At 52.2% G+C, this 21,726-nt stretch carries 20 protein-coding genes; 14 read left to right on the top strand and 6 right to left on the bottom strand.

Features of this window, described 5'->3' with window-relative positions; genetic code table 11:
* The first annotated feature begins 25 nt into the window (after window positions 1–25).
* Window positions 26–637 carry a VanW family protein gene (locus DF283_RS10760; RefSeq protein ID WP_303674877.1) on the top strand — a complete coding sequence of 204 codons (612 nt, stop codon included), beginning with the start codon at window positions 26–28 and terminating at the stop codon, window positions 635–637.
* On the opposite strand, the gene DF283_RS10755 is transcribed toward DF283_RS10760, so the two are convergent.
* Together DF283_RS10755 and DF283_RS10750 are read right to left on the bottom strand one after the other, a co-directional pair.
* Window positions 608–2,107, bottom strand: coding sequence for a hypothetical protein (locus DF283_RS10755; protein ID WP_303674876.1), 1,500 nt, complete (start codon window positions 2,105–2,107; stop codon window positions 608–610). The two genes, DF283_RS10760 and DF283_RS10755, sit on opposite strands and share 30 nt — an antisense overlap.
* Before the next feature lie 138 nt (window positions 2,108–2,245).
* A complete protein-coding gene (locus DF283_RS10750) occupies window positions 2,246–2,956 on the bottom strand; it encodes a hypothetical protein (protein WP_303674875.1) in 711 nt (236 codons plus the stop codon).
* Window positions 2,957–3,249: 293 nt separating this feature from the next.
* Between DF283_RS10750 and DF283_RS10745 the strand changes: the two genes are divergently transcribed.
* The gene (locus tag DF283_RS10745; protein ID WP_303674874.1) at window positions 3,250–3,930 is read left to right on the top strand and encodes a class I SAM-dependent methyltransferase; all 681 of its coding nucleotides are present in this window, start codon (window positions 3,250–3,252) and stop codon (window positions 3,928–3,930) included.
* Between the two features lie 23 nt (window positions 3,931–3,953).
* On the opposite strand, the gene DF283_RS10740 is transcribed toward DF283_RS10745, so the two are convergent.
* Window positions 3,954–5,003 (bottom strand): hypothetical protein, encoded by a 1,050-nt coding sequence (locus DF283_RS10740; RefSeq protein ID WP_303674873.1) that lies wholly within the window; start codon window positions 5,001–5,003, stop codon window positions 3,954–3,956.
* Between the two features lie 286 nt (window positions 5,004–5,289).
* On the opposite strand from DF283_RS10740, the gene DF283_RS10735 reads away from it, so the two are divergent.
* Entirely contained in the window at window positions 5,290–5,664 is a 375-nt protein-coding gene (locus DF283_RS10735) for a VOC family protein (RefSeq protein WP_303674872.1), read from the top strand.
* Between the two features lie 118 nt (window positions 5,665–5,782).
* Entirely contained in the window at window positions 5,783–7,129 is a 1,347-nt protein-coding gene (locus DF283_RS10730; protein WP_303674871.1) for a hypothetical protein, read from the top strand.
* A gap of 107 nt (window positions 7,130–7,236) precedes the next feature.
* Here DF283_RS10730 and DF283_RS10725 read toward each other — a convergent pair whose 3' ends face one another.
* Window positions 7,237–7,503: a hypothetical protein gene (locus tag DF283_RS10725; RefSeq protein WP_303674870.1), complete on the bottom strand. Its 267-nt coding sequence runs from the start codon at window positions 7,501–7,503 to the stop codon at window positions 7,237–7,239.
* Window positions 7,504–7,665: 162 nt separating this feature from the next.
* On the bottom strand, window positions 7,666–9,927 hold the full coding sequence (locus DF283_RS10720; RefSeq protein WP_303674869.1) for a methyl-accepting chemotaxis protein: 2,262 nt from the start codon (window positions 9,925–9,927) through the stop codon (window positions 7,666–7,668).
* 693 nt (window positions 9,928–10,620) lie between these two features.
* On the opposite strand from DF283_RS10720, the gene DF283_RS10715 reads away from it, so the two are divergent.
* From DF283_RS10715 to DF283_RS10670, 10 genes are all read left to right on the top strand, one after another.
* Window positions 10,621–12,249, top strand: a complete 1,629-nt coding sequence (locus DF283_RS10715; protein WP_303674868.1) for a ShlB/FhaC/HecB family hemolysin secretion/activation protein — start codon at window positions 10,621–10,623, stop codon at window positions 12,247–12,249.
* A 73-nt stretch (window positions 12,250–12,322) separates the two neighbouring features.
* Complete coding sequence (locus DF283_RS10710) at window positions 12,323–12,628, top strand: STAS domain-containing protein (protein WP_303674867.1); 306 nt, start codon at window positions 12,323–12,325, stop codon at window positions 12,626–12,628.
* Between the two features lie 3 nt (window positions 12,629–12,631).
* A complete protein-coding gene (locus tag DF283_RS10705; protein WP_303674866.1) occupies window positions 12,632–15,472 on the top strand; it encodes a chemotaxis protein CheA in 2,841 nt (946 codons plus the stop codon).
* Complete coding sequence (locus DF283_RS10700; RefSeq protein ID WP_303674865.1) at window positions 15,439–15,912, top strand: chemotaxis protein CheW; 474 nt, start codon at window positions 15,439–15,441, stop codon at window positions 15,910–15,912. The genes DF283_RS10705 and DF283_RS10700 overlap by 34 nt, the downstream gene beginning before the upstream one ends.
* A gap of 34 nt (window positions 15,913–15,946) precedes the next feature.
* Complete coding sequence (locus tag DF283_RS10695; RefSeq protein WP_303674864.1) at window positions 15,947–17,068, top strand: protein-glutamate methylesterase/protein-glutamine glutaminase; 1,122 nt, start codon at window positions 15,947–15,949, stop codon at window positions 17,066–17,068.
* Window positions 17,065–17,916, top strand: coding sequence for a CheR family methyltransferase (locus tag DF283_RS10690; protein ID WP_303674863.1), 852 nt, complete (start codon window positions 17,065–17,067; stop codon window positions 17,914–17,916). The genes DF283_RS10695 and DF283_RS10690 overlap by 4 nt, the downstream gene beginning before the upstream one ends.
* 3 nt (window positions 17,917–17,919) lie before the next feature.
* A complete protein-coding gene (locus tag DF283_RS10685; RefSeq protein ID WP_303674862.1) occupies window positions 17,920–18,294 on the top strand; it encodes a response regulator in 375 nt (124 codons plus the stop codon).
* A 30-nt stretch (window positions 18,295–18,324) separates the two neighbouring features.
* Complete coding sequence (locus tag DF283_RS10680) at window positions 18,325–18,831, top strand: chemotaxis protein CheX (RefSeq protein ID WP_303674861.1); 507 nt, start codon at window positions 18,325–18,327, stop codon at window positions 18,829–18,831.
* A 49-nt stretch (window positions 18,832–18,880) separates the two neighbouring features.
* Window positions 18,881–19,255 carry a response regulator gene (locus DF283_RS10675; protein ID WP_303674860.1) on the top strand — a complete coding sequence of 125 codons (375 nt, stop codon included), beginning with the start codon at window positions 18,881–18,883 and terminating at the stop codon, window positions 19,253–19,255.
* A gap of 77 nt (window positions 19,256–19,332) precedes the next feature.
* On the top strand, window positions 19,333–21,213 hold the full coding sequence (locus tag DF283_RS10670; protein ID WP_303674859.1) for a GAF domain-containing protein: 1,881 nt from the start codon (window positions 19,333–19,335) through the stop codon (window positions 21,211–21,213).
* Between the two features lie 108 nt (window positions 21,214–21,321).
* Here the strand turns inward: DF283_RS10670 and DF283_RS10665 are convergent, their stop codons facing one another.
* Complete coding sequence (locus DF283_RS10665) at window positions 21,322–21,561, bottom strand: hypothetical protein (protein WP_303674857.1); 240 nt, start codon at window positions 21,559–21,561, stop codon at window positions 21,322–21,324.
* Between the last annotated feature and the right edge of the window lie 165 nt (window positions 21,562–21,726).

Raw genomic sequence — 21,726 nt, 5'->3', positions numbered from 1 at the left:
CTTTCAGCGCCTTGGTCTGTGGAGTGTGCCCATCACCCTACTGGCCCTGTGCTGGTGGGGCAATCCCTTTGCCCAGCCGGTGGCTCAGCAGCAACTCTCCGTACAAAGCCTGTCACCGGCGCAAAAAAACAACCTGCGTACGGCCATCCGCCACCTCAACGGGGTCATCATCCCTGCGGGACAGAGCTTTTCCTTCAACCGCTCGGTAGGCCCCCGCACCAAGGCCCGAGGTTATCAGGCTGCTCCCTCTTATCTAGGTGGTGAAAGCCCCAGCACGGTGGGCGGCGGCATTTGCCTGCTGTCATCGGCTTTATACCAGTTGGCCTTGAAAGCCAATCTGCCCATTGAGCAACGGGTACCCCACTTGCGAACCATCCACAGCGTGCCGCCAGGGCTGGATGCCACGGTGTGGTACGGCGGCGCTGATTTAAAGTTCAAAAACAACCAGCCTCAGGCCCTGCGCATTGCCGTGACTGAAAACGGAAACACCCTGTCGTTGGCCTTTCAGGGAAAACAGGTCATGCAGTCAGCCCGTATTCTGCGAACAACCCGGCAGCCCAACCAACACAGTGTGCTGGTCAGCGTTTTCCGAAACGATCGTATGATTTCACGCGACTGGTACCGCCTGACGCCCTGAGCCTTGTTTCTGAATCAGCAGGGCTAAGGCACTATAAACGATAAAGGCCCCCGTCAGCACCCACAGTTTCTCGTTCTTCTCAGCCAGATTGCCCGCTTCAATCAATTCCGGGGACAACAGACAGATGAGCGTGGTGAGAAAAGCCAACTGAAGCGGCACAAAGCGGCTCTGTTCATCGGTAAAGGGGCCCAGCAGAGTGACGCCAATCCCCGTGACCCACAAGGCAGTCAAAAAGCTGCCAGTGGCTTCGGCGTGTAAAAAATAGTTGGCCAATCCCGCCGACAACAGAGCGATGGCCCCCAAAACCACGGGTAAAAACCCATGAGACAAAGCGGTCTGTGTTTCCGAAGCAGGCTTTGTGGCTTTAAGCAATGACGGTAGCAGCAGCATAACAGCAAATCCAACATACAGGGCCGCGCTGGCGTAAGGATGGGTAATGTTAATGCCGGTGACGTTGGGGTTAAACTGCACAATAAACGTCTGCAATAAAACCCGCCCCACCAAAAACAGACTGGCCAGACCGACCACAGACAATCCAGCGGGCGGTTCATCGCTACCGGTTTGGAGATTGCTTGCCGCCGCCTTGCCCGCCACAGATCCCGTGGCCGATAACAGCGAGGCCGCCAAGACCAGCCAACCCGTGGAACCAAACAGTCGAGAGGCCACCAAGGTGGCCAGCCCCAACAACAGCAGCTGCATCGCCCGAATGCCGACCATTTTAGAGGAGGATACAGACCCCAACGCCGCTAACCCAAACCCCAACAGGCTCCCGCCCGCAATCAGGAAGGCCCAGGGGGACAGGTTGGGTTGTAATAGCGCATTCTGAATGCCCAACCAGGCCAGCAAGCCGGAGGTGATAGAGACAAAGAGGGCTTGCCGTATTTTTGATTCGGACAAGACCGGAAACAGTGAAACGCTTCGTAACAGCACGGCGATGGCCAAGGACAGCAACAATAGCCCCTGCTGATTGGCCCAGCCATTCTGGGGGCTGGTTAAAGCAATCCAGATCGAGCCCACCCCAAAAATGGCGGGCCATAAAAACTCCAGCCAGCGGGAGGAGCGCTCAGGAGAAGGGCCCTCAGACAGTGCCAGCTGAGCCAGCAGCAGGCCCAGCAAATAGGCCTGCACATTCTGGATGGGGATCTGCGCATCGCCAGCCCCGCCTATAAAAAACGCCACTATCACCAGCAAAAGCCCCGGCACCCCCACCGGCAGACTCAAGCCGGACAGCAGCGCCATGGCCGCAAAGCCAGCCAGGGCGAACCCCAAAGTTTGAGCCGCTGCCAGATGCAAGCCCACGGCCAAAAGGGCCGCCAGTCCAAGCAGACTGCCCCCCCAAACCAGCTGCTGGATCTGAGCGGCGGTCCACTGCCAACGCCAGACGGGCTTTCCGCCAGTCATAAAAGGCAGAACCAAGCCTGCCCCACAGGCCAACACCAACCCAGTCCACAATGGAGACGCAATCGTCATAGCCTCGGCCAACTCCCTTCGACACAACCTCACAATTGGGCCAGAGTATAGCACGGTCTGGCCTGAAAATCTGCCGGAGGCCCTCCAGCCAACCAGTGCCCCAGAAATGAAGAAGCCTCCTCTCCGGGGTGCTTTGCCTTATTTCACATATTTGGCGAACTCAAATACAAAGCCCTGCCGACCACATCGGGGCGTATTGGGAATTTGATAACCCCCAAACAGCACAGTATTGTAGGGTAAGGCGTAACTGAAGCCGGTAATCAAAAAGCCCAGGGCGTGCGTGCCCGAGTACCAGTCGCCCTGCAAGCTCAAGCGCTTGGTCACCGGCTGCTCCAGAGTGGCGATGGCCCCCACCGTGGTGCGCCCGAAGATCTGCCGGGTACCCGTACTGACCCCGACCGCCAGCCGAGTTTTCAACCGGGGCGCCCGCGCGCTGAGGTGGGCGTAAGACCAATTGCCGACCCCCTGGCCTTGCAGGGAAACCGGCACCAGCTGGCCCACAGTCAGTTTGAATTCCTGCCGGGGAAATTTTTTGGGGAATAGCGGCACAATCTTCTTCAATCCCACCCCCAGGGTGATGTTATCGGAAGCCGGGGCGTTGACGTTAAACAGGGTCACATCCAGCTCAGTCCCGTGACCCAGCCCGAAAGCCGAATACTCCGTGCTGTTGAGAAAGCGACCGGGCCGCCAGATCCTGAACTGGCTTTCATGCTGCAAAAAGATTTCCCCTTGGGGGGTCACGTCCGCGGAAGGCACGTTAAAAATAGTCTGCTGAGCCTGAGCAGAGCCCAGACAGAGTCCCGCCGCCAGCATTAAGCTGCAAAAAAACCGTCCCCGCCAGAAACTCACCAATGCGACTGCCTCAAACTGTCTCCCACCGTCCCGCCCTGATTAAAAAAACGGCTTCGACATAACCATCCCACAGAGGCAAAGCCCCATCAAGCCCACAGGTTGACATATCCTTGACATCCCGGATTTCCCTGGCGGGGGCGGGGAATTTTAACTGTCCCCGGTTTTTTGCTAAACTTTCATGCACTTGCCCGTTGGGCTTGCTCCAGCTCCCCTATAATGCCCTGAATTCCAGTAAAAAGCGTCCCCTAACCGAAACGCAAGCGGAATTCCAGCCAAAGCCTGTAAATCTGATGCCGAATCCTGCCTTCCCCAACTTCATCGACGAATCAAAAATCGTCCTCGGCCAACTGGCCAAGCCCGACGGCTTCTATGGCGAGATTGTGGCCAGCTGCTTATCAACCACTTTTGAGTCGGTCAATCAATGGGCGGTAGACTTAATGCAGGTGCAACCGAATGAAACTGTTCTTGAAATCGGCTTTGGCACTGGCCAGGCCATCCGGGAACTGGTCAAGCGCACCCCGGTCAGCCGGATCACCGGCATCGATCCCGCCCCGCTGATGCTGCAAAAGGCGACCCAGCTGAATCAGAAAGCCATTCAAAGCGGCAAAGTCCAGCTTTTACAGGCCGATGTGGCTGACTTACCCGATTTTAACCGGAAGTTCGATCACATTCTGGCCGTGAACAGCGTGATGTACTGGCCTTCCCATAAAATGAGCCGCATTTTAAAGGCCCTCAAAAGCCAAATGACCCCGGGAGGACGCATCTATTTTGTGATGCACCGCCATTACGGCCGCTTTGAGCGGGGCGACTTCAACGCCCACATTCAGGAACTTCTGACCCATTTAACCGGGGCCGGGTTCATTGAGGTGGCAGGCACCCGCCAGCAGGTTGCCGATCCCCAAGCGGCCATTGCCTCAGGGTTGTCGATTTGTCTGGCCATTCACGGCACCAACCCGGCGTTCTGCCTCTAGAACCAATAAGCCAGTCAGTGGCTTTACGCCGTGACAACCGCCACGTCCTGCGGCAGGCTGGACGGTTCAGCGGCCTCATCCGGCGGCACCGACGCCACCCGGTCGGCGATGGACTCAAACAAGGTGTGCCGCCTGGGGGACACCATCCTGACTTTCAACGGATTGGGTGCCTCTTGTAAGACACGCTGCACGAAAGCGTTGTCCCGGGCCACCAGAACCCGATCCACCGCCACGGGTTGTCCACGACCATTCACCACCGACTCCAGGGTCATCAGGGCATAATCATTGAGACCATCCCCCGCCACCACCACCCGTTTCAGGTTGGGACACCGTGCCGCCAAAAAGCTCACCGGGGAATGCTTGGCGTAGCCCTGAGGACAAAATTTATGCAAGGTGTCCCCTTCTACGCTGAAGTCAGCCTGAATTCGCTCCTGGCGCAGAGTCTCCAAAATAGCCGAAGCCACCGCCTCTGACTGGGGAACGCACTCCAGGGGGCCGAAGCCGGGATATGCCAGTCGCCGCTCAATAAAAGACCGTATCACACGGCCCACCCGGAAGTGATCCCAACCCGTTTTGGACTGCACGGACTGCCGCCAGTCGGATGACTGAGCGTTCTGCCCCCGCTGTTGCTGTTCCGCAATCTGTGCTATCCAACGATTGGCCGGGAGTGCCTGATGATTGATAAACAGCCCCTCCCCATTAGAGGTACTCAGGGCGTATAGTTTGAGCCCTCGCAGCCGTTCCCCCAAAGGCGCCAAATCTTCAACGCAGCGCCCGGTGTTCAGGTGCAGCAAACAATCACTACGCTGCTGTTGGAAACGCTCGGCCCCCACCAAATCCGTGCTGAGGGTCCCATCATAATCCACAGACAACAAAACCCGGGTCGTGCGGGGATTAAAGTGAGGCTGTCTGCCTGACTGAGGAACGGATAACCGAAGTTGGTCCGATTGCAACAGGAACGCCTTGGGCTTTGACGCTTCTGGCGGGCCGGGCTTGTCCCCACCCTGAAATTGAACCACCGCCGCAGACAGCATGCTGGGCCGGGGAATCTGGAACCACGAAACATTGTCCATGCTGGCCGTTGTGTCCTTTCCGTTGCACTGAGGCCCATCCGGGGCAAACCAGCAAGAGCCCGGGCGGCTGGCAAGTCTCTGCATCGCGGGGCCTTAACTTGCGGGCCTTTATCTGAATCAAACCGAAAAAAAGGCTGAATTGCCAGAAAAAAAGGCTGAGCGCTTTAGCAGACAGTCAGGGACTTCAATGCGGACCCCACTCGTTATAAACTGGAACAAAAAAATTGGGTTACAAGTCCCCTCGTTAAAACCATACCGTCAAAGGGCCAGAAGGAAAGAGGCACGCATGTTTTTACACACTCGCCTGAAAGTTCGGGACATTGAGCGGGCCATCGCTTTTTACAGCCGTTACTTCAATATGACCTGCCGCGGGCGAAAGACATCCCCCCGAGGGAGCCAGTTGGCATTTATGCAGGTGCCGGGCTCCCCGACCGAACTGGAACTGGCCTATTTACCCTGGGACCCAGACTTTCAATTACCAGAAGATATTTTCCATCTGGCCTTTCAGGTAGACAACGTCCCGGATGCCCTTGAACAAATGCGCGCGGAAGGCGTTAAGATTACCGAAGAATGCACGACCATGCCCAACGGACGGTCCATGGCCTTTATTGAAGACCCGGACGGGTATGAAATCGAACTGCTCTCCGGTCAACCCGACTAACCCCACCATCGCCATTCCGGACCACAGTCGCCAAAGCAACTTGTTTATTTTATAGTTAAAACACAACTGTGTATTGCGTATTGCAAAGTCTTGTCTTGATAACATAGGAACAATCCCCATGCGTTTTTCCCGTTCTACTTCGCCGCTTCTCAGTCTGCTGCTGGCCGGAACCGTCATCTGCTCATCTCTGCCCGCTCAGGCCCGTGAGTTTATCACCCCCTTTGATTTTCAGGCCCTGGAACAACAGCCTGTGGCTGTAACCAAAGAATACGTGGACACCAAAAGTCCAAAAACCAGTACATTTTCCCGCAAGGAGTCGGTCAATGGCGTCCACCGGGTCGGGATCGTGGGCTTTCACGTGGTATTTTCCGAAGTGGTGGTGGAACAGACCAATGGCAGCACCCTGAACGGGATTCGAACCGGAAACTGGAGCGATAACCGCTGGGAGCTTGAGGTCAAAAACATCACACCCGAGGTGCGTCAACAAATCACCGAGGCCATGTACCGGGAATTTCAGGAGCGACTGGCCCAGCAGGGTTTTGAACTCGTCCCCCAGGAGCAAATCGCCAACAGCGCCAACTATCAGGCCTTCGTTCAGGAAACCCTGACCCGGGGCAAACACAACGATGACCTGACCAGCAACACGCAACGGGCCACCAAATTCGGCAAGAACACGGTGTGGTCTGTGGTTCCCCAAGGGTTCCCGCTGGAGCGGCTGGACGTCAACAGCGATATTTTTGCGGGCGCCAAACCCAGCTTTGTGGATGGCATGAAGCAAATCGGGGCCGGTTTTGCCCAGAACGGGGAAACCAAAGCCAAGAGCCGAGCCTATCAGGATTTCTCCGATTTCACTCCCATCGCCGTCACCTACTATGTGGACTTTAAAAAACTGAAGGCCATCGGCGGCTATCTTCCCGGGAACCCCTTTGGCAGCAGCGCCAAGGACTCCACCTTCGGCCTGTCCATTAGCCCCGGCAGCCATGTCCGGTTTTTCACCCGGGTTGGTGAGAACCAAACCGCCTACAGCGCCAACTACCAGCTGAACTTCGTCCTGAAAAAGCCGGTTCAAAACGTGGACCCCGTTGGACTGGTGCGTTTTGATGGTCAAAACTTCGGGGCCCAGGCTCTGGGCTTCGCTGCCAATATGGCCATGCGCCAGATGGGCGTATCTTCAGCCATTAAAGTGCGCAAGGTACGAGAATACGAAATGCAGGTTGAGCCCGGTCTGTTTAGCGCTCAGGCCAGCAAGTTGCTGAGTTCCGTAAACCAGATGATGAGCCTGGCCATTGCCGCCGAAACACAGACCTCGCCCAAAGCGGCTCCGGGCCCCACTTCAGAGCCAGCCACCACAAGCCCGGCATCCCCAGAGGCCCCGGAGGAAAGCACGCCAACAACAGAGGTAGAAGCTCAACCCTCTGCCGCCGATGCCAGCCAGCAATCGCTGAACGGTTCCACGCTGGAATAAGCAAGCCAATCGATACCCGGAAAACCCGAAAAGAGGGGCGTTCCCAATGGGAGTGCCCCTCTTTTCCAGAGATTTTTAAAAATATGAAGCCAAAAAGCCAGCGAAGTCTAGCGCAAGCAATGTACAAACTGCTTGTTGGCCGCAAAACATTGAGAAGCCTGAGGTTTATCGCTGGCCTCGGTGGTTTTGGTCTCTTTGGCAGTATCGGGCTGCACCATCAGCAAAGCGCTACTCTCTTCCTTGCCCGTCGTGGACAGGTCAACATAGGAATAATCCGACTTCAATGACGCATCCACAGTGGATTCCGCCTGGGCCAGAACGCCAGCGTTCACCAGCACGGCGGCCATTACCAGGGACAGGCTCAAAACTCTCATAGTCTCTCCTTTTTGAAACACATCCATTTGAAATCTATCCCTCAATGGGGCCTCAAATGACATCATACTGATATAAAAACAGGGAAAAAAGTAGAATTGACCATTCTTGCGGTTTTGTAACCGTGGTTTCACTTTCCATTCTCACACAAGGGTATTTTACCCCTAAACGGCCACTTTAAAACGCTCTACCACCACTCGCAAGCGACCAGCCAGCTCGGACAGGTCTTGTGCCGTGGTCTGAACATTGATGGCTCCTTTTTCAGTAGAAACACTGGTATGGTTGACCTGTTCCACTTTTTCAGCCATCTGTGCCGTACCAGTCGCCGCACTACCAGCGCCTTTGGCAATTTCATTGGTCCCCTGGGCCAGTTCTGCGATATTGGTGGCAATCAGGCTAACACCCTGGTCGGCCTCGTTGATCTTGATGGCCACATTGGCAGTGGTTTCAGCCACCTCTTGCACATTGCGGGTCACCTCACCAGCCGATCGGGCGGCTCCTGCCACGCTCCGGGTGATCTCGTTCACGGTGGCGGTCTGTTCCTCCACGGCACTGGCAATGGTGGAATTAATATGGTTGATCTCAGAAATAATCACCAGAATCTGCTCAATGGCGCTCACCGCCGCATGGGTGTTAGATTGCATATTATCAATGCGGGAGCGAATGTCCTCCGTTGCCTCCGCCGAACGCTTGGCCAACTCCTTCACCTCATTGGCCACTACGGCGAAGCCTTTTCCGGCATCACCGGCGCTGGCGGCTTCAATGGTGGCGTTCAGGGCCAGCAGGTTGGTTTGTGAGGCGATTTCCTTGATCACACCCAATACATTCTCAATCTCTCGGGCGGAATCTCCAAGGGCATTGACCGTCTCGCTGGTGGTTTTGGCGGTTCCTTCAGCCACGTTGGCCACCTTGGCCGCTTCAGCGGCGCTTTGAGAGACTTCATTCAAGGAGGCGGACATTTCCTCCATGGCCGAAGCCACCGTGGTTACGGACGTGGACATTTCTTCAGCCGCGTCCGCAATAGACTGCATGCGAGTGGATACATCCTCAGCGGACGTTTTCACAATTTTGATATTATGCTCCACATTGCTGCTGGCCTTGGAAACTTCGCTGATATTGGCGCTGCTTTGCTCCACCGCGGCGGCCACGGTTTTCACGCTATCATCCACGGTTTCACTCAAATGGCTGGCCGTTTCCGACAACTGGGTCATGGTCATGGCTTCCTGCTTCATCTGGGTAGAGGTCGCCGACAGACTTTCCGAGGCGGAAGTAACCTGGAAGGCGTTCTCCCTGACTTCACCAATCAGCCTGGAGAAGGCCTCTGCCATTTGATTAAAGGCGTGCCCCACATCGCTCAATTCATCACGGGTTTCCACCTGAACGCGCTGGGTTAAATCTCCGTTAGCCAAACGCTTGCTGGTGCTTTCCAGACCTTTCACCGTTTGCACCACAGCCAAGCGGAAACTCGCCATAAAGTAAAAAATAAACAGAAGAACCACGGAAGAGACCAACACCATAAAATTCCACGGCTCATTGGTGCGGTGTATCCGCTGGTGCAACAGACGAATCATCACTGAACTGCCTTTATCATAAAACGCAGAGGCATACTGAGAAGCTGCCAGAGACAAATTGGTAATTTTGGAAGTCGAGGCCCGGAAGCTCATGGAACTCCCCCCCTCTCCCCCAGAGGTACGCAAGGCAGCCCGGGTATAGTCAATATATTGGCTCAAGGTTGGAAAATACTGGCCAAAAACCGGTTTCAGCTCAAAGCCAGCCATCTTATCCCTGGTTGAGCCCAACGTCGTATCCAGATTCCCCTGGATTAACGCCAAGGTATCAGCCAAATGAGTCTTTAGCTCAATGGCCTTTTCAACATCCTCAAGACTGACACGGCCTTGACGGTTCAGGGCCAGCCCGTGATGATGCAGTTGGTTAATATACTGAACCAGCACCGGCAAGCGGTAAACCACCGTATCCATCACATAATAAGCGTCCGTATCCGGGTCCAGAACCAAATTGGAATTGGTGCCCACTGTACTAATCAGGGCAATGGATTGACTAAGCAGCTTATCCACAATGGCATAACGCCCGGCATCGGTTTTATCCCGGGCATTTTCCGAATTCACAAAATCGGCATAAGCCGCCTTTAAATCCGAAAAAGCCTGTTTGGTAGAGAGTAAAGCACCTTTCTCTTTCTCGATTCCTTCCACGGCAGCCCAGTTTTTCTCCACAGCCGACCACGCCTGAGAACCCGGGTTTGCATCCATTAAATTGTATTGATTCACACTAAATAAAAAATTTTTGACCGGGTTAATGTATAACAGTCCGGCAATTTCTTTTCTGGCAAAGTCATTAGATCCTTCAACATAGCCATTCAGGACATAGACCGGGGTTGCCAACACCGCCAAAAACAACAATGACAACATCCCAAACTTCATGCTATAGGAAAAGCAGTTAATCAGCCTAACCATCGGCTTACAGATGAGCGACAACATCTTCCAACTCCCAAACAATCAATTAAAAACAGATTCATTCAACTTGCCCAATCAAAAATGAAAATGATTCAAATCAAGAGCAACATCTTTAGCAATCACTTTAATAATGCAAATTTATCGAGGTTCTGGTAAACCTCCATCTGCAGGATTTTAAGAGGCGTCTGAAGCTGTCGTAATAAAATGGCCTAAGCAAACACTAGCAAAAGTAGTAAGAGGTTTATGTCCTCCGTGGATAGGACAAGCGGAAAGGCGCAGGCAAGCGGTAGACAGCAGCCTACTCTAAACAGGGGAAGTTCGATTCCATTTTCAGCAAATGAAAACAAAATCTTGTATATTGATTCCAGATATGTTTCTAGCCAACCAAGATCCATTTCCAAACGGAAGAAAAACATACCATTCAACAACGTACAAAAAAGATTAGCTAAAGCGTTTAGGCACTGTTTTCCCTTAGGGTCACCGACGCGGCCCAGGGATATTGAATGCGTGTATTGTGCAAAAGTGTTAATTGTTGGGAGTGTAAAAGAACCCATGAGATCCTTCTCGTTTGCCCATACCATAAGGGTTGTCCCGCTGCTCTTATCAGCCGGTCTTTTCCATTGGGGCGCATTCGCCGATGAACCGGTAATGCCCTATACCGCCAGTGAATTACCCGTTATGGCCACTACTCCCAACCTGGTTTACGGAAGCTACGGACCACAAGTCAAACTGGATATTGAAGCGCTCAAGAACACCCCGGAACCCTTCTATATTCAAAAGGATCTGGAGGGAAAACTGGCCGAGGGAACGCTCTCTGTGCCGGGGGTGACGATTGAGTACGGCCCCCCCCTGAAGTGGCAGAATCAAGCCCTGCCCCAGACTGAGCCAATGACATCCGCCAGACTGTCTGAACTGGCTAAAAAAGAAATCGCCCAATGTGCCGATGATGGGTATTTATGCGATGTCAGCGCCCGAATGGCAGACCAAAAAATTGTGTTGACTGTGACGCCCATGCTCGTGGGCAAGGTGGATATCTCGCTGGAGGACAAGTGGCAAGGTCGGGCCCTCAGCCATTTAACCCGAGGCATTCATGAAAATGAGCCCTTGCGACTCTCCGCTTTAAAGCGCCAGATCCGACTGATTCAATCTAACCCGGACTTAAGTTTTGATACCGAGCTGGAAGTGGAGCCCTACACGCATCAGGTTGACGTCAAAATTCATGGCGGAGAATCCAGAAAAAACCTGCACCTCATCGCCTCGGCTAACAATCTGGATCAGGTCATCTTCGGGCGACACTTTGGTGCCGCCACCGCGGTTTCCAACAACGTGACTGGTCACGGGGACTCCCTGATGACGGGTTATGTGCAAGGTTACCGTTCCTGGGGTATATTCAACCGGTACGAATTCCCCATTCGTCCCTCTCTGAGAGCAACCCTGGAAGCACAGTACGCCAGTATTACACCCTTTCAAAGCTTGTACACCCAGTTTGACACCCATGGTTGGGCCTACCGGATATCTCCGGGCCTGAAATACACCTTCCTGGATCGTCCCAACCTCAGAGCCAGCGTTGATGTGGCCTTTGACTTGAAAAACTCAAAAAGCCACTGGGGAGAAGGCTCGCTGGAACGTGAATACGTGCGCACCCTGAGAGCCGGAATTAACTATGATCAGAACATCGGTAAGACCTATCTGTCCACTCGCAGCGAATTTGCGGGCGCTGTGCCCATTTGGGGCGGCTCCTTGTCAAACGATCCACGGTTGTCCTGGTTCAAGGGGGGTAGCCAATACTTCCGTTATACGGGCTACGCGGCACTAACCCGTCCTTTGCCCCTGAAGTCCACGGGTCTGTTTAACATACAGTGGCAATTCACCCCCAACGGGCTATCCAATTTTGATGTGGGTGGTTTGGGAGGCACTTTCTATGGGCGTGGTTACCGGGAAGTCTACTTTTTCGTGGATCGCTACGTGGTTATGACCAGCCAATTGCAGGCACCCGCATACTTTATCCCTAAAAAATTAAAACTGCCCTTCTCGGATAAGACCTTACGGGATTCCACGCAAATGCTCACCTTTGTGGATTATGGCTACGGGCAAATCGCAGCCCCAGCGGATGGCGTTGACGCCAACTACAAAGTGTTCTCAACGGGTATCGGTTTACGGACCCAACTGACCAACCGCATCAGCGGCAGGTTGGATCTGGCCTATCCCATCATCCGCATGGTGCCCTTTAGCCAAAAGCCAAGACTCCACTTTGGAGTGGATATCGCATTACGTTAAAGAGAATATACTGAAAGGGCAGCCTAAACTGAAAGCCTCCGCACAACCCTCATCAACAAAGGTCGTATTAGCCATGCAAACTGTGGTCAATGAAAAAGAACTTCGGTTAATTTCTGAAGAAAATTTTAACTCGACGTTTATTGACGCCTTGCAAAAGAAAATGCTGGAAGCCATCAACGCCAATCCGGACAGGGATGTCGTTCTGGACATGCGGCAAGTGGAACTCATCGACTCGCTTGGGCTGAAACTGTTGATCGGTCTCTACAAAACCTGCCAGTCTCAAAACCGCCTGTTAAAACTCGAAGTTGTAAATCCCAGTGTCCTCAAGGTCATTCGGGTCTGCAAACTGGAGCAACTGATTCATCTGGAGGAAAATTGAAAAATGAGCAGTATCAACGATGAGTCGTTACTCCTTGAGTTCGTAATTGAAAGTCGAGAACATCTCTCTTCAATCGAGCCCGATTTATTGGCGCTGGAAGAAGGTGGCAAGTCAGTCGATCCCGAGATTATTAACCGGGTGTTTCGGGCTATTCATAGCATCAAAGGGGCCTCCGGGTTCTTTGGTCTTGAGGCATTAAAAGCGCTTAGCCACAGCATGGAAAGCGTTCTAATGATCATGCGGGATGGAAAACTGGAACCCACGGCAGCGGTCATGGACCCGCTTCTCATTGGCGTGGATCGCCTGCGACTCATGCTGGATGAGATTGGAAACAGCGAGAATGTGCCCTTTCAAGATGTGGTTGAGCAACTGGAAAGCTTAATCAATCCCAGAGCCATGGTGCCCATCGAAAAAGTATCCAAAGCGGGAGAAGAGAAGCCGACTTGTAACAGCCCTGAAGAAGAGAAGAGCCTGTTGTTCGCTGACTCTGTCGCCATTAATTCCGCCAAACAAAATGGCCATAAAATCTACTCCATCAAAGTGTTTACAGACAACGATCTGGCATTCCAGAATCGCAGTCCTCTTCAGTTTCTGGACTTGCTGATGACTACCGGCAACGTGCTGGACACGGCGCTGGATATCTCCGGCATCAGCGGACTGGAAAACTCCCTGGATGAAGCGCTGCCCTTTCTATTTCTTTACAGTTCCGTGTTGGAAGCCGACTTGCTCTCCATTGCTTTAAATATCCCTGAGCAACAAATCTCCGAGTTCAAGATCACGGGAGAAGAGCCTCCCCCCAAAAAGGTGAACAGTGGCGCTTCAGAAATATCGAAAGCAACGGAAAACGCAAATACATCATCCCCGGAAATAAATACAGCGCTGACCGCCCTCCCTGCAAAAGCGGAAGAGAAGCCCGCTCCTCCAGCCAAGGCCCCGGCGACCGAAACCACTTCCAAAGCCCTTTCAAAAAGCAGTGCCGGTGCGGACAGCTCCAATGACAGCATTCGGGTCAAAGTGGATCTGCTAAACCGCCTGATGGACTTGGCCGGTGAAATGGTCTTGGCTAGAAACCAGCTGGCCCGTGCCATCGAAAACAAGGCCCTCAGCGACAACCACGAAGGTCTGAGCGCCATCATTCAGAATATCAACCTGGTCACCAGTGACCTGCAAGAACACATCATGCAGACACGGATGCAGCCAATTGCCAGTGTTTTCGGCAAATTCCCCCGGGTGATCCGGGATCTTTCCAGAAGCCTTGGTAAGGAAATTGCCTTACAGATGGTGGGCGAAGAAGTGGAACTGGACAAATCCATACTGGAAAGCCTGTCCGATCCGCTCACTCACCTGATCCGGAATTGCTGCGATCATGGCATGGAAAAGCCGGAACAGCGTGAACAGGCAGGCAAACCCCGCCAGGGAACCATCATCCTGAAAGCCTATCAGGAAAGTGGCCATATCAATATCGCTGTCATTGATGACGGGGCTGGTATTGATCACGAACGCGTCGCTAGCAAAGCCCTGGAAAAAGGAATCATCACGGACGCCACACTCCGCCAGATGAGTGTACAGGAGCAAGTCAATCTGATTTTCGCCCCGGGTTTTTCCACTGCGGAACAAATCACCGATGTATCCGGTCGAGGGGTGGGTATGGACGTGGTACGTACCAACATCGAGCAAATCGGCGGCAGCATCAGTATTGAAACAGAAAAAGGCAAAGGCACCACCATTCTGTTAAGACTGCCTTTGACCCTGGCCATTATTCCATCCCTGGTGGTGGAAAGTGCCGGACAAACTTTTGCGGTTCCGCAAATCAATCTGGTAGAACTGGTCTGCGTCAAGGCCTCCCAAATCGCCACCCGCATCGAAAAAGTAGGTACCGCCTCGGTTCTCAGGCTCCGGGGTAAGCTGTTACCACTCATCAAACTCAGCACCACCCTGGGACTGGATGAGACGGTAACTCTCGAAGCCCACCCTGAAATGGCAGCGCCCATGGCAACACCGGAAGTCATTGTAAACCGGCGCGAAAGCATTGAGGATCAGAGACTGCTGGCCGATCATCCCAACTCGCTCAAAGAACGCCGCAGCGACGGTAAAAGCGATTACAACATCCTGGTACTCAAGTCAGGGAACATGCAATATGGACTGATTGTAGAGTGCATCCGAGATATCGAGGAAATCGTGGTCAAACCACTTTCACAGTTTATCAAGAACTGCAAATGCTTCTCGGGCGCCACCATTATGGGCGACGGACGGGTGGCCATGATTCTGGATGTTAGCGGGCTGGTCGCCACCTCTGGACTGTCCTTCTCCGAGATTAACGCGGAAGAGGAAAGACGGCTGCAGGAAAACGCTTTCCTCAACGGCCATCGAGCCCAACAGCAAAACCAGTCCATCCTGCTCTTTAACAGCGCGGAACAGGAAATTTTCGCCCTTCCACTGTCTAAAATCCTCCGACTGGAGCAGTTCAAAATGTCTGACGTCGAGCGGATTGGGAATCGAAAATTCCTCCCCCATCAGGGAAAAAGCATTCTGCTGATTTTTCTGGACGACTATTTACCGGTCACACCTGTTTCCCAAACGATTGAAGAGGCCTTTCTGATCTTGCCTCTTGAAGGCTCGGGTCAGGCAGGTATCGTGGCCACCAGGATTATTGACGCACTGGATATAGCCGTCGAACTGGAAAAATCCTTTATTCAACATCCCGGCGTTCAAGGGTCCGCCGTGATTAACAACCACGTGACATTATTCCTGAATTTTGCGGGCTTACTGGAATCCGCCGGAATGCTTCAAGCGAGTAATAGGAGTGATCAATGGCCAACCGATCATTTACAACATTCTTACTAAGTGGCCAGCTCTTTGGCATCGACATTCTCATGGTGCGAGAAATCAACAAGCAGCTGGAAATCACCCCGGTTCCTCATGCCAACGCCTACATTCGAGGACTGTTGAACCTGCGGGGACAAATTGTGACCATTCTGGATCTGAACAAACGGCTTGGCCTGGAAAAGGCCACTGTCGCCCAGGACTCTCACAACATCATCCTCAAAACGGAACAGGAATTACAAGCTCTGGGTATTGAGCCGGATCAAGGGGATTTCGCGGCCACATCCGATAAAGTGGGATTATTGGTAGACGATATTCGAGATGTTGTCATCGTCCCGGAGCAATCCATTGAACCCCCACCGGCCAACATGGGAAAAATTGACGGTCAGTTTTTAACCGGCGTCATCAAACAAAATAACTCCCTGGTCGCAGTCCTCTCCGTTGATAAACTCCTGAAATAAGTCCTGGTGCCGAAGGTAAGAAACATTGAGCCCTATGACTGACACATTAAATGTTTTGATTGTAGATGATACGGTCACCTACCGCAGTATTCTCAGCAATATTGTCAGTAATATCCCCGATGCCACTGTAGCCGCCACCGCCAGCAACGGAAAAATCGCCCTGGCCAAACTGGAACATTTGAAGGTGGACCTTGTCCTGCTGGATATCGAAATGCCGGAAATGGACGGACTGGAAACACTGGGCATACTGAACAAAAATCATCCGGACATCGGGGTGGTCATGGTCAGTGGTTTAAACAAATCCAGCGCCGATATCACCATCAGGGCCCTGGAATTGGGAGCCCTGGAATTTATCCCCAAACCGGACGGGATCAATGTTGAAGACAGTAAAAACGAGTTGCAGCAAAAACTAACGCAAGTCTTTCGTCACTTCCGGTCCAAACGGCTTGCCAGACTGACTACCACCAAGTCCACGGTAACACCCACCCCGATCCTGAACCCTTCTACCAACCAGAATCCGGTCATCGCATCGCCGCCCTCTAAACCATCCAGCCTCCCAACAGTACCCGGCCACTTTGACGTGCTGGTCATTGGCGTTTCCACGGGGGGACCCAATGCGCTATCGGAGGTATTGCCCATGCTTCCAGAGGATTTAAACATTCCGGTTCTGCTGGTTCAGCACATGCCTCCCATCTTTACGGAGTCCCTGGCCAGCAGCTTGAACCGAAAATCCAGATTAAACGTCAAAGAGGCAGCGCACCATGATCTGGTTTTACCCAACACTGCCTATATCGCTCCCGGTGGTAAACACATGGAAATTTTTAAAGCGGGCCATGATGTCAAGATACTGATTCACGAAGGCCCGCCGGAAAATAGCTGTCGCCCGGCCGTCGATGTGCTGTTCCGATCGATCAGTCCCGTCTATGGCAAAAATGTCTTGTCACTGATTATGACCGGCATGGGAAGCGATGGCGCTTTGGGTGTGAAAAGCCTGAAGCAAACAGGGTGTTACTCTCTGGTGCAAAGCGAAAAATCGTGTGTGGTCTACGGCATGCCCAAAGCCGTTGAAGAGCTTCGACTGGCCGATGAGTCGGTGGATCTGTCCTTGCTGGCTCAACGCATCACACAACTGGTGAGGAAAGGACGAGGCTTATGACCTCTCTGACAATTTCAGAAACAGAGCTGACCCTGTTTCAAAAATTCATAGAAAAAGAATGCGGCATCACCATCAGTAGTGACAAGGCCTACCTGCTGGAAACCCGTCTCAGTAGACTGGCCATTGAAAATGCCTGTCTCAATTTCAGCGATCTTTACAAAATCAGCCAAAGTGATCCCGGCATCAAGAATAAAATTATTGAGGCCATGACCACCAATGAAACCCTGTGGTTTCGGGATCAATGGCCCTATGAAATTTTAAAGGAAGTTATCTTTCCAGAACTCTTGCAAAAAATTAAAAACGGGGAAAAAAGGCAAATCCGCTTCTGGTCAGCCGCCTGTTCATCCGGGCAGGAACCCTACTCCATCTCGTTAATCGCCCACGAATTGGCACGACTGGGAAAGGGCAGGGAATTAACCAGCGGCGCCTTGTCCATTACGGCCACCGACCTCTCAAAAGCCATACTGTTTATTGCCAAGGCTGGCCGATATGATGCCCTCTCCATTTCCAGAGGCATGCCGGAGGAACTCAGGGAGCGATACTTCAAACAGGATGGCCGGGTTTATGTACTGGATGAAACCGTCAGACAGATTGTCCAGTTTCAACAGCTGAACCTGATGAATCCGTTCACTGAGTTGGGTCGTTTCGATGTGATTATGCTGCGAAACGTGGCCATCTATTTCTCTACGGAGTTTAAAAAAGAGTTATTCAAAAAACTGGCTCAGTGCCTGAATCCGGATAGCTATCTATTTATCGGGGCTTCCGAATCATTGATCGGCTACAGTGATGACTTTGAAAGACTGGAAGCATGTGGCGGCGCTTACTATAAACTCAAAAGGAGCAGATAGCGGATGAAAGTTCTGTCTGTAGATGATTCCGCAATCATCAGGAAAATCATTCGGGGCAGCGCCGAAACACTGGGGCTGGACTTTCTGGAAGCGGGAGATGGACAGGAAGCGTTAAACCTTCTGGATAACGAGTACCCGGATGTCAGCCTGATTTTACTGGATTGGAATATGCCGGTAATGGATGGCTTCACCACGCTACAGTATCTGAAAGCGGATGAACGGTTCAAGTCAATTCCGGTCATGATGGTCACCACCGAAGCAGAGCGAGCCAACATTGTGCGCGCCATTCAGGCAGGGGCTAAGCATTACCTGGTCAAACCGTTCAGCCCGGAAGACCTGATGACGACCATGCTGGAATGCCTGGGCGGCTCTCTTTAAAGTTTAAAGTCAAAATCACTAGGAGACATAATGAGCGAAGTTTCTGAAAAAAAAGTACTGGACGCCAAACTGGTAAACGCCTTAATCAAATCCACCCAGGATGTTTTGGGAACCATGGCCAACACCACGGTTTCCGTAAAAGAGGTCCGCCCACAGGCCTCCTATGTGGCAGGAGGCGATATCTCGGCATTGATTGGGATTACCGGTGAAGGCGGCGAGGGCATGGTCGCATTGTCGTTTCCCATCAAACTTGCTAATCTCATTGTCTCCCGCCTGATTGGAGCCAACGCAGAGGCCATTTCCGCGGAAGATCGTTCGGATGGCATTGGTGAACTGGTGAACATGATTTCGGGCAACACCAAAACCTCTTTGTCGACGGAAACCAACTCGAATTACCGATTGTCTTTACCCAGCATCATTTTGGGTTCTGGTCACGAGATTTCCGCCAGTCCCAAAAACTGCCCGTACCTGTGTATTGTATTTGAAGTCGAACAACAAAGCTTTAGCCTGCAAGTCTCTTTCAAGTTTACGAACTAGCAGGCAGCCCCCAATTTATCCATTCCAAAGCCGACAAGGAGTCCCTGAAATGAGTTCGATCAAAGTTCTGGTAGTTGATGATTCCGCCATTATGAGACGGGTCATCATGGGAATTCTCAACAGTATGAATATCGCTAATGACAATATCGAAGAAGCCACAGATGGTTGTGAAGCGGTTGAAAAAGCAGCAAGCCAGCAATACAGCATTATCCTGATGGATTGGAACATGCCCAATATGCTAGGTATAGACGCCGTTCGCAACATTCGCGCCTCTGGCAACAAAACCCCCATTTTAATGGTTACCACCGAAGGCGAAAGAACCAATGTCATCACGGCCATACAGGCAGGAGCCAATAACTACCTGGTAAAGCCTTTCAATGCGGAAGACCTTCGGGAGAAATTTGAACAACTGGTAACGCTTTAAACCGTTGAACATTATCTCGTCATTCACCATATTTCTCGCCAGGGTTTTGTATTTTTCAAATTAAAAGAAAGGGCACCATGCTGAACCTACTGAGCCATCATCCCAAAAACGTGTCCAAGCTTAAGTCCCCAGTCCTGCAGAATGACAGCGGTAACGCGCTAGCCGTCATTAAGGTCATCAAAGTGCTAAACGCCGCCAGCGATGAAATGAGCGCACTAAAAGCGGCGCTGGATAGTGTTAAACAGTCTTTCAAGTGGGATTATGGTTCCTATTGGGCACTGGATGCCCAGTCCAACACACTGCGTTTTTATACCGAATCGGGCAGTGTCAACAGCGAGTTTGAACAGGTGACCCGCAGCGCCAGCTTCAGCGAAGGCGTGGGAATCAATGGTCGGGCCTGGAAAACACGAGACCTCTTTTTTGTAAAAGACCTGGGCGAGATGGTAGACTGCTGCAGACGCGAATCAGCTCAAAAAGCGGGCGTCAAATCCGGTATTTGCTTCCCGATTATTACCGATGAAAAAGTCATCGGCACCATGGACTTTTTCTCTACCAAAGTTTTATCCCCAGATGACGAGCAACTGGAAGTTCTTCGGGGTATTGGCCAATTGGTAGCGTCCACGATTGAACGCCTTAGAAAGCAAGAGGTTGTTCAGCAGAACGCCAAAGATACAGAGGCCATCAATCAAATTATTCAAAATCTGATTGAAGCCAAAACGGAAAAAGAAGCGCTTCAGATCGCATTGGACAACGTCCGCGACACTTTCGAGTGGGCCTACGCTTCGTTTTGGCAGATTGATAAAGTAAGCCAGTCACTGCGCTTTCAACAAGACTCGGGCACTGTCAATCCCGAATTCTTAAAAATCACCCAAAGTGCTGAATTCAAAAAGGGCGTGGGAATCAATGGCAAAGCCTGGGAACGTGGAGAGCTTGTCTTTATTCAGGATTTGGGAACCGTAACGGACTGCGTTCGCCGTGACCCCGCCCAAAGAGCGGGCGTCAAATCCGGTATTTGCTTTCCTCTCTTTGTGAACGGTGAAATTACGGGCACCATGGACTTCTTCACCACAGAAACCTTAAACCCAAGCGCCCAACGACTGGAGGCTTTGAAAACGGTAGGAAAACTGGTTTCCGCCAACATTGAGCGCATACAAAAACAGGAAGCGGAAACCCGAAAATCAGAGCAAATCAAGCAAAGCTCAATGGAGTTAAGCAGTTTCTCCGATCAATTGAAAGACGCCAACCTGCAAATCGGCACAGCAATGGATGGCAATGTTCAAAAATCTCAACACGTGGCGGACATGGCCGAAGATTCCAACCGGAACATTCAAACCCTGGCCAGCGCCATCACCGAGATGAGCAGCAGTGTGGAAGAAATCAGCCGCAATACCCAGCAAGCCTCTCAAATCACCCACAACGCGGAGAAAAAGGCCGAAGAGTCCAAAAAAATAATGGATGAGTTGGGCCGATCGTCCCAGGAAATTAACTCTGTGATCGATCTGATTAAAGACATCGCTTCCCAAACCAACCTGTTGGCCTTAAACGCCACCATTGAAGCCGCCAGCGCCGGTGACGCGGGCAAAGGTTTCGCCGTGGTGGCCAACGAAGTCAAAGCACTGGCCAAGCAATCCGCGGAGGCCACCGAAAACATCCGCCTCAAAATCGAAACCATTCAACAGAACACCCAAACCGCTATTCAAACCATTGTATCCATTGCCGAAACCGTGGAAGAAATCAACGAGATTATCCGTACCATCGCCAGCGCAGTCGAGGAACAGTCGGCCACCTCCTCGGAAATCAGTCACACCGTTAACGGAACTGCGCTGTCCATCGAGAAAATCACTCAAAACATTCAACTACTGGCCCAAGCCTCTGAAGCGACGGCTGAAAGCGTCAGCGTGTTCAGCGAACTCAGCAGAAAGCTGGACGCACTGAACACCATCCTGAGCGATATTTGAGGGCACTTCCAATGCCCCTGCCCACAGGCTGAAGCACAACGCCCCACCACTCATAAAAACGGAGCCGACCCGCTACTATCCGGATCGGCTCCGCTTCAGTCATTTGAATTAAACCAGCACGTCGATGCTTCGACCCGCGGCCTGCTTTCTTTCCTTAAGAATTTGGGCGGCAATTTTAGCGGCTTCACCACGAGCATCAATAAAAGCCTGCAAGGTTTTATCATCAGCCACGGTTAATGGCGGCGCGCTAGGCTTTGGGTCAGCCTGTTTGGTTTTTGGGGCACCCGCATTTTTAGCGGGGCTTTTATAAATGGGATTTTGGGTGCTATTTGAGGTGGTATTAATCATGGGTAACTCCAGTATCAAAAAAATGGGAGGGAAGTGTGCCGCTGGTTAGCGACAGGCAGGGAAAAAGATACAACCGTTGGTGAAATACGTCGATTTCGAGCGCATAAAAACAGAGCCCGACTATTTTGTGCGCCAAACTTTTTCCCAAAGGTAAGAGGATGCGGG

The sequence above is a fragment of the Vampirovibrio chlorellavorus genome (assembly GCF_003149375.1).
Classification (GTDB): Bacteria; Cyanobacteriota; Vampirovibrionia; order Vampirovibrionales; family Vampirovibrionaceae; genus Vampirovibrio; species Vampirovibrio chlorellavorus_B.
This window is presented reverse-complemented; position numbering and strand designations above follow the sequence as displayed.

Coding starts and splice junctions, on each gene's coding strand:
- DF283_RS10685 (WP_303674862.1), top strand. CDS start 17,920: ATGAAAGTTCTGTCTGTAGATGATTCCGCAATCATCAGGAAAATCATT.
- DF283_RS10730 (WP_303674871.1), top strand. CDS start 5,783: ATGCGTTTTTCCCGTTCTACTTCGCCGCTTCTCAGTCTGCTGCTGGCC.
- DF283_RS10720 (WP_303674869.1), bottom strand. CDS start 9,927: ATGTTGTCATTGTTGTTTTTGGCGGTGTTGGCAACCCCGGTCTATGTC.
- DF283_RS10740 (WP_303674873.1), bottom strand. CDS start 5,003: ATGGACAATGTTTCGTGGTTCCAGATTCCCCGGCCCAGCATGCTGTCT.
- DF283_RS10690 (WP_303674863.1), top strand. CDS start 17,065: ATGACCTCTCTGACAATTTCAGAAACAGAGCTGACCCTGTTTCAAAAA.
- DF283_RS10680 (WP_303674861.1), top strand. CDS start 18,325: ATGAGCGAAGTTTCTGAAAAAAAAGTACTGGACGCCAAACTGGTAAAC.
- DF283_RS10705 (WP_303674866.1), top strand. CDS start 12,632: ATGAGCAGTATCAACGATGAGTCGTTACTCCTTGAGTTCGTAATTGAA.
- DF283_RS10715 (WP_303674868.1), top strand. CDS start 10,621: ATGCCCTATACCGCCAGTGAATTACCCGTTATGGCCACTACTCCCAAC.
- DF283_RS10725 (WP_303674870.1), bottom strand. CDS start 7,503: ATGAGAGTTTTGAGCCTGTCCCTGGTAATGGCCGCCGTGCTGGTGAAC.
- DF283_RS10710 (WP_303674867.1), top strand. CDS start 12,323: ATGCAAACTGTGGTCAATGAAAAAGAACTTCGGTTAATTTCTGAAGAA.
- DF283_RS10675 (WP_303674860.1), top strand. CDS start 18,881: ATGAGTTCGATCAAAGTTCTGGTAGTTGATGATTCCGCCATTATGAGA.
- DF283_RS10755 (WP_303674876.1), bottom strand. CDS start 2,107: ATGACGATTGCGTCTCCATTGTGGACTGGGTTGGTGTTGGCCTGTGGG.
- DF283_RS10670 (WP_303674859.1), top strand. CDS start 19,333: ATGCTGAACCTACTGAGCCATCATCCCAAAAACGTGTCCAAGCTTAAG.
- DF283_RS10700 (WP_303674865.1), top strand. CDS start 15,439: ATGGCCAACCGATCATTTACAACATTCTTACTAAGTGGCCAGCTCTTT.
- DF283_RS10665 (WP_303674857.1), bottom strand. CDS start 21,561: ATGATTAATACCACCTCAAATAGCACCCAAAATCCCATTTATAAAAGC.
- DF283_RS10745 (WP_303674874.1), top strand. CDS start 3,250: ATGCCGAATCCTGCCTTCCCCAACTTCATCGACGAATCAAAAATCGTC.
- DF283_RS10735 (WP_303674872.1), top strand. CDS start 5,290: ATGTTTTTACACACTCGCCTGAAAGTTCGGGACATTGAGCGGGCCATC.
- DF283_RS10695 (WP_303674864.1), top strand. CDS start 15,947: ATGACTGACACATTAAATGTTTTGATTGTAGATGATACGGTCACCTAC.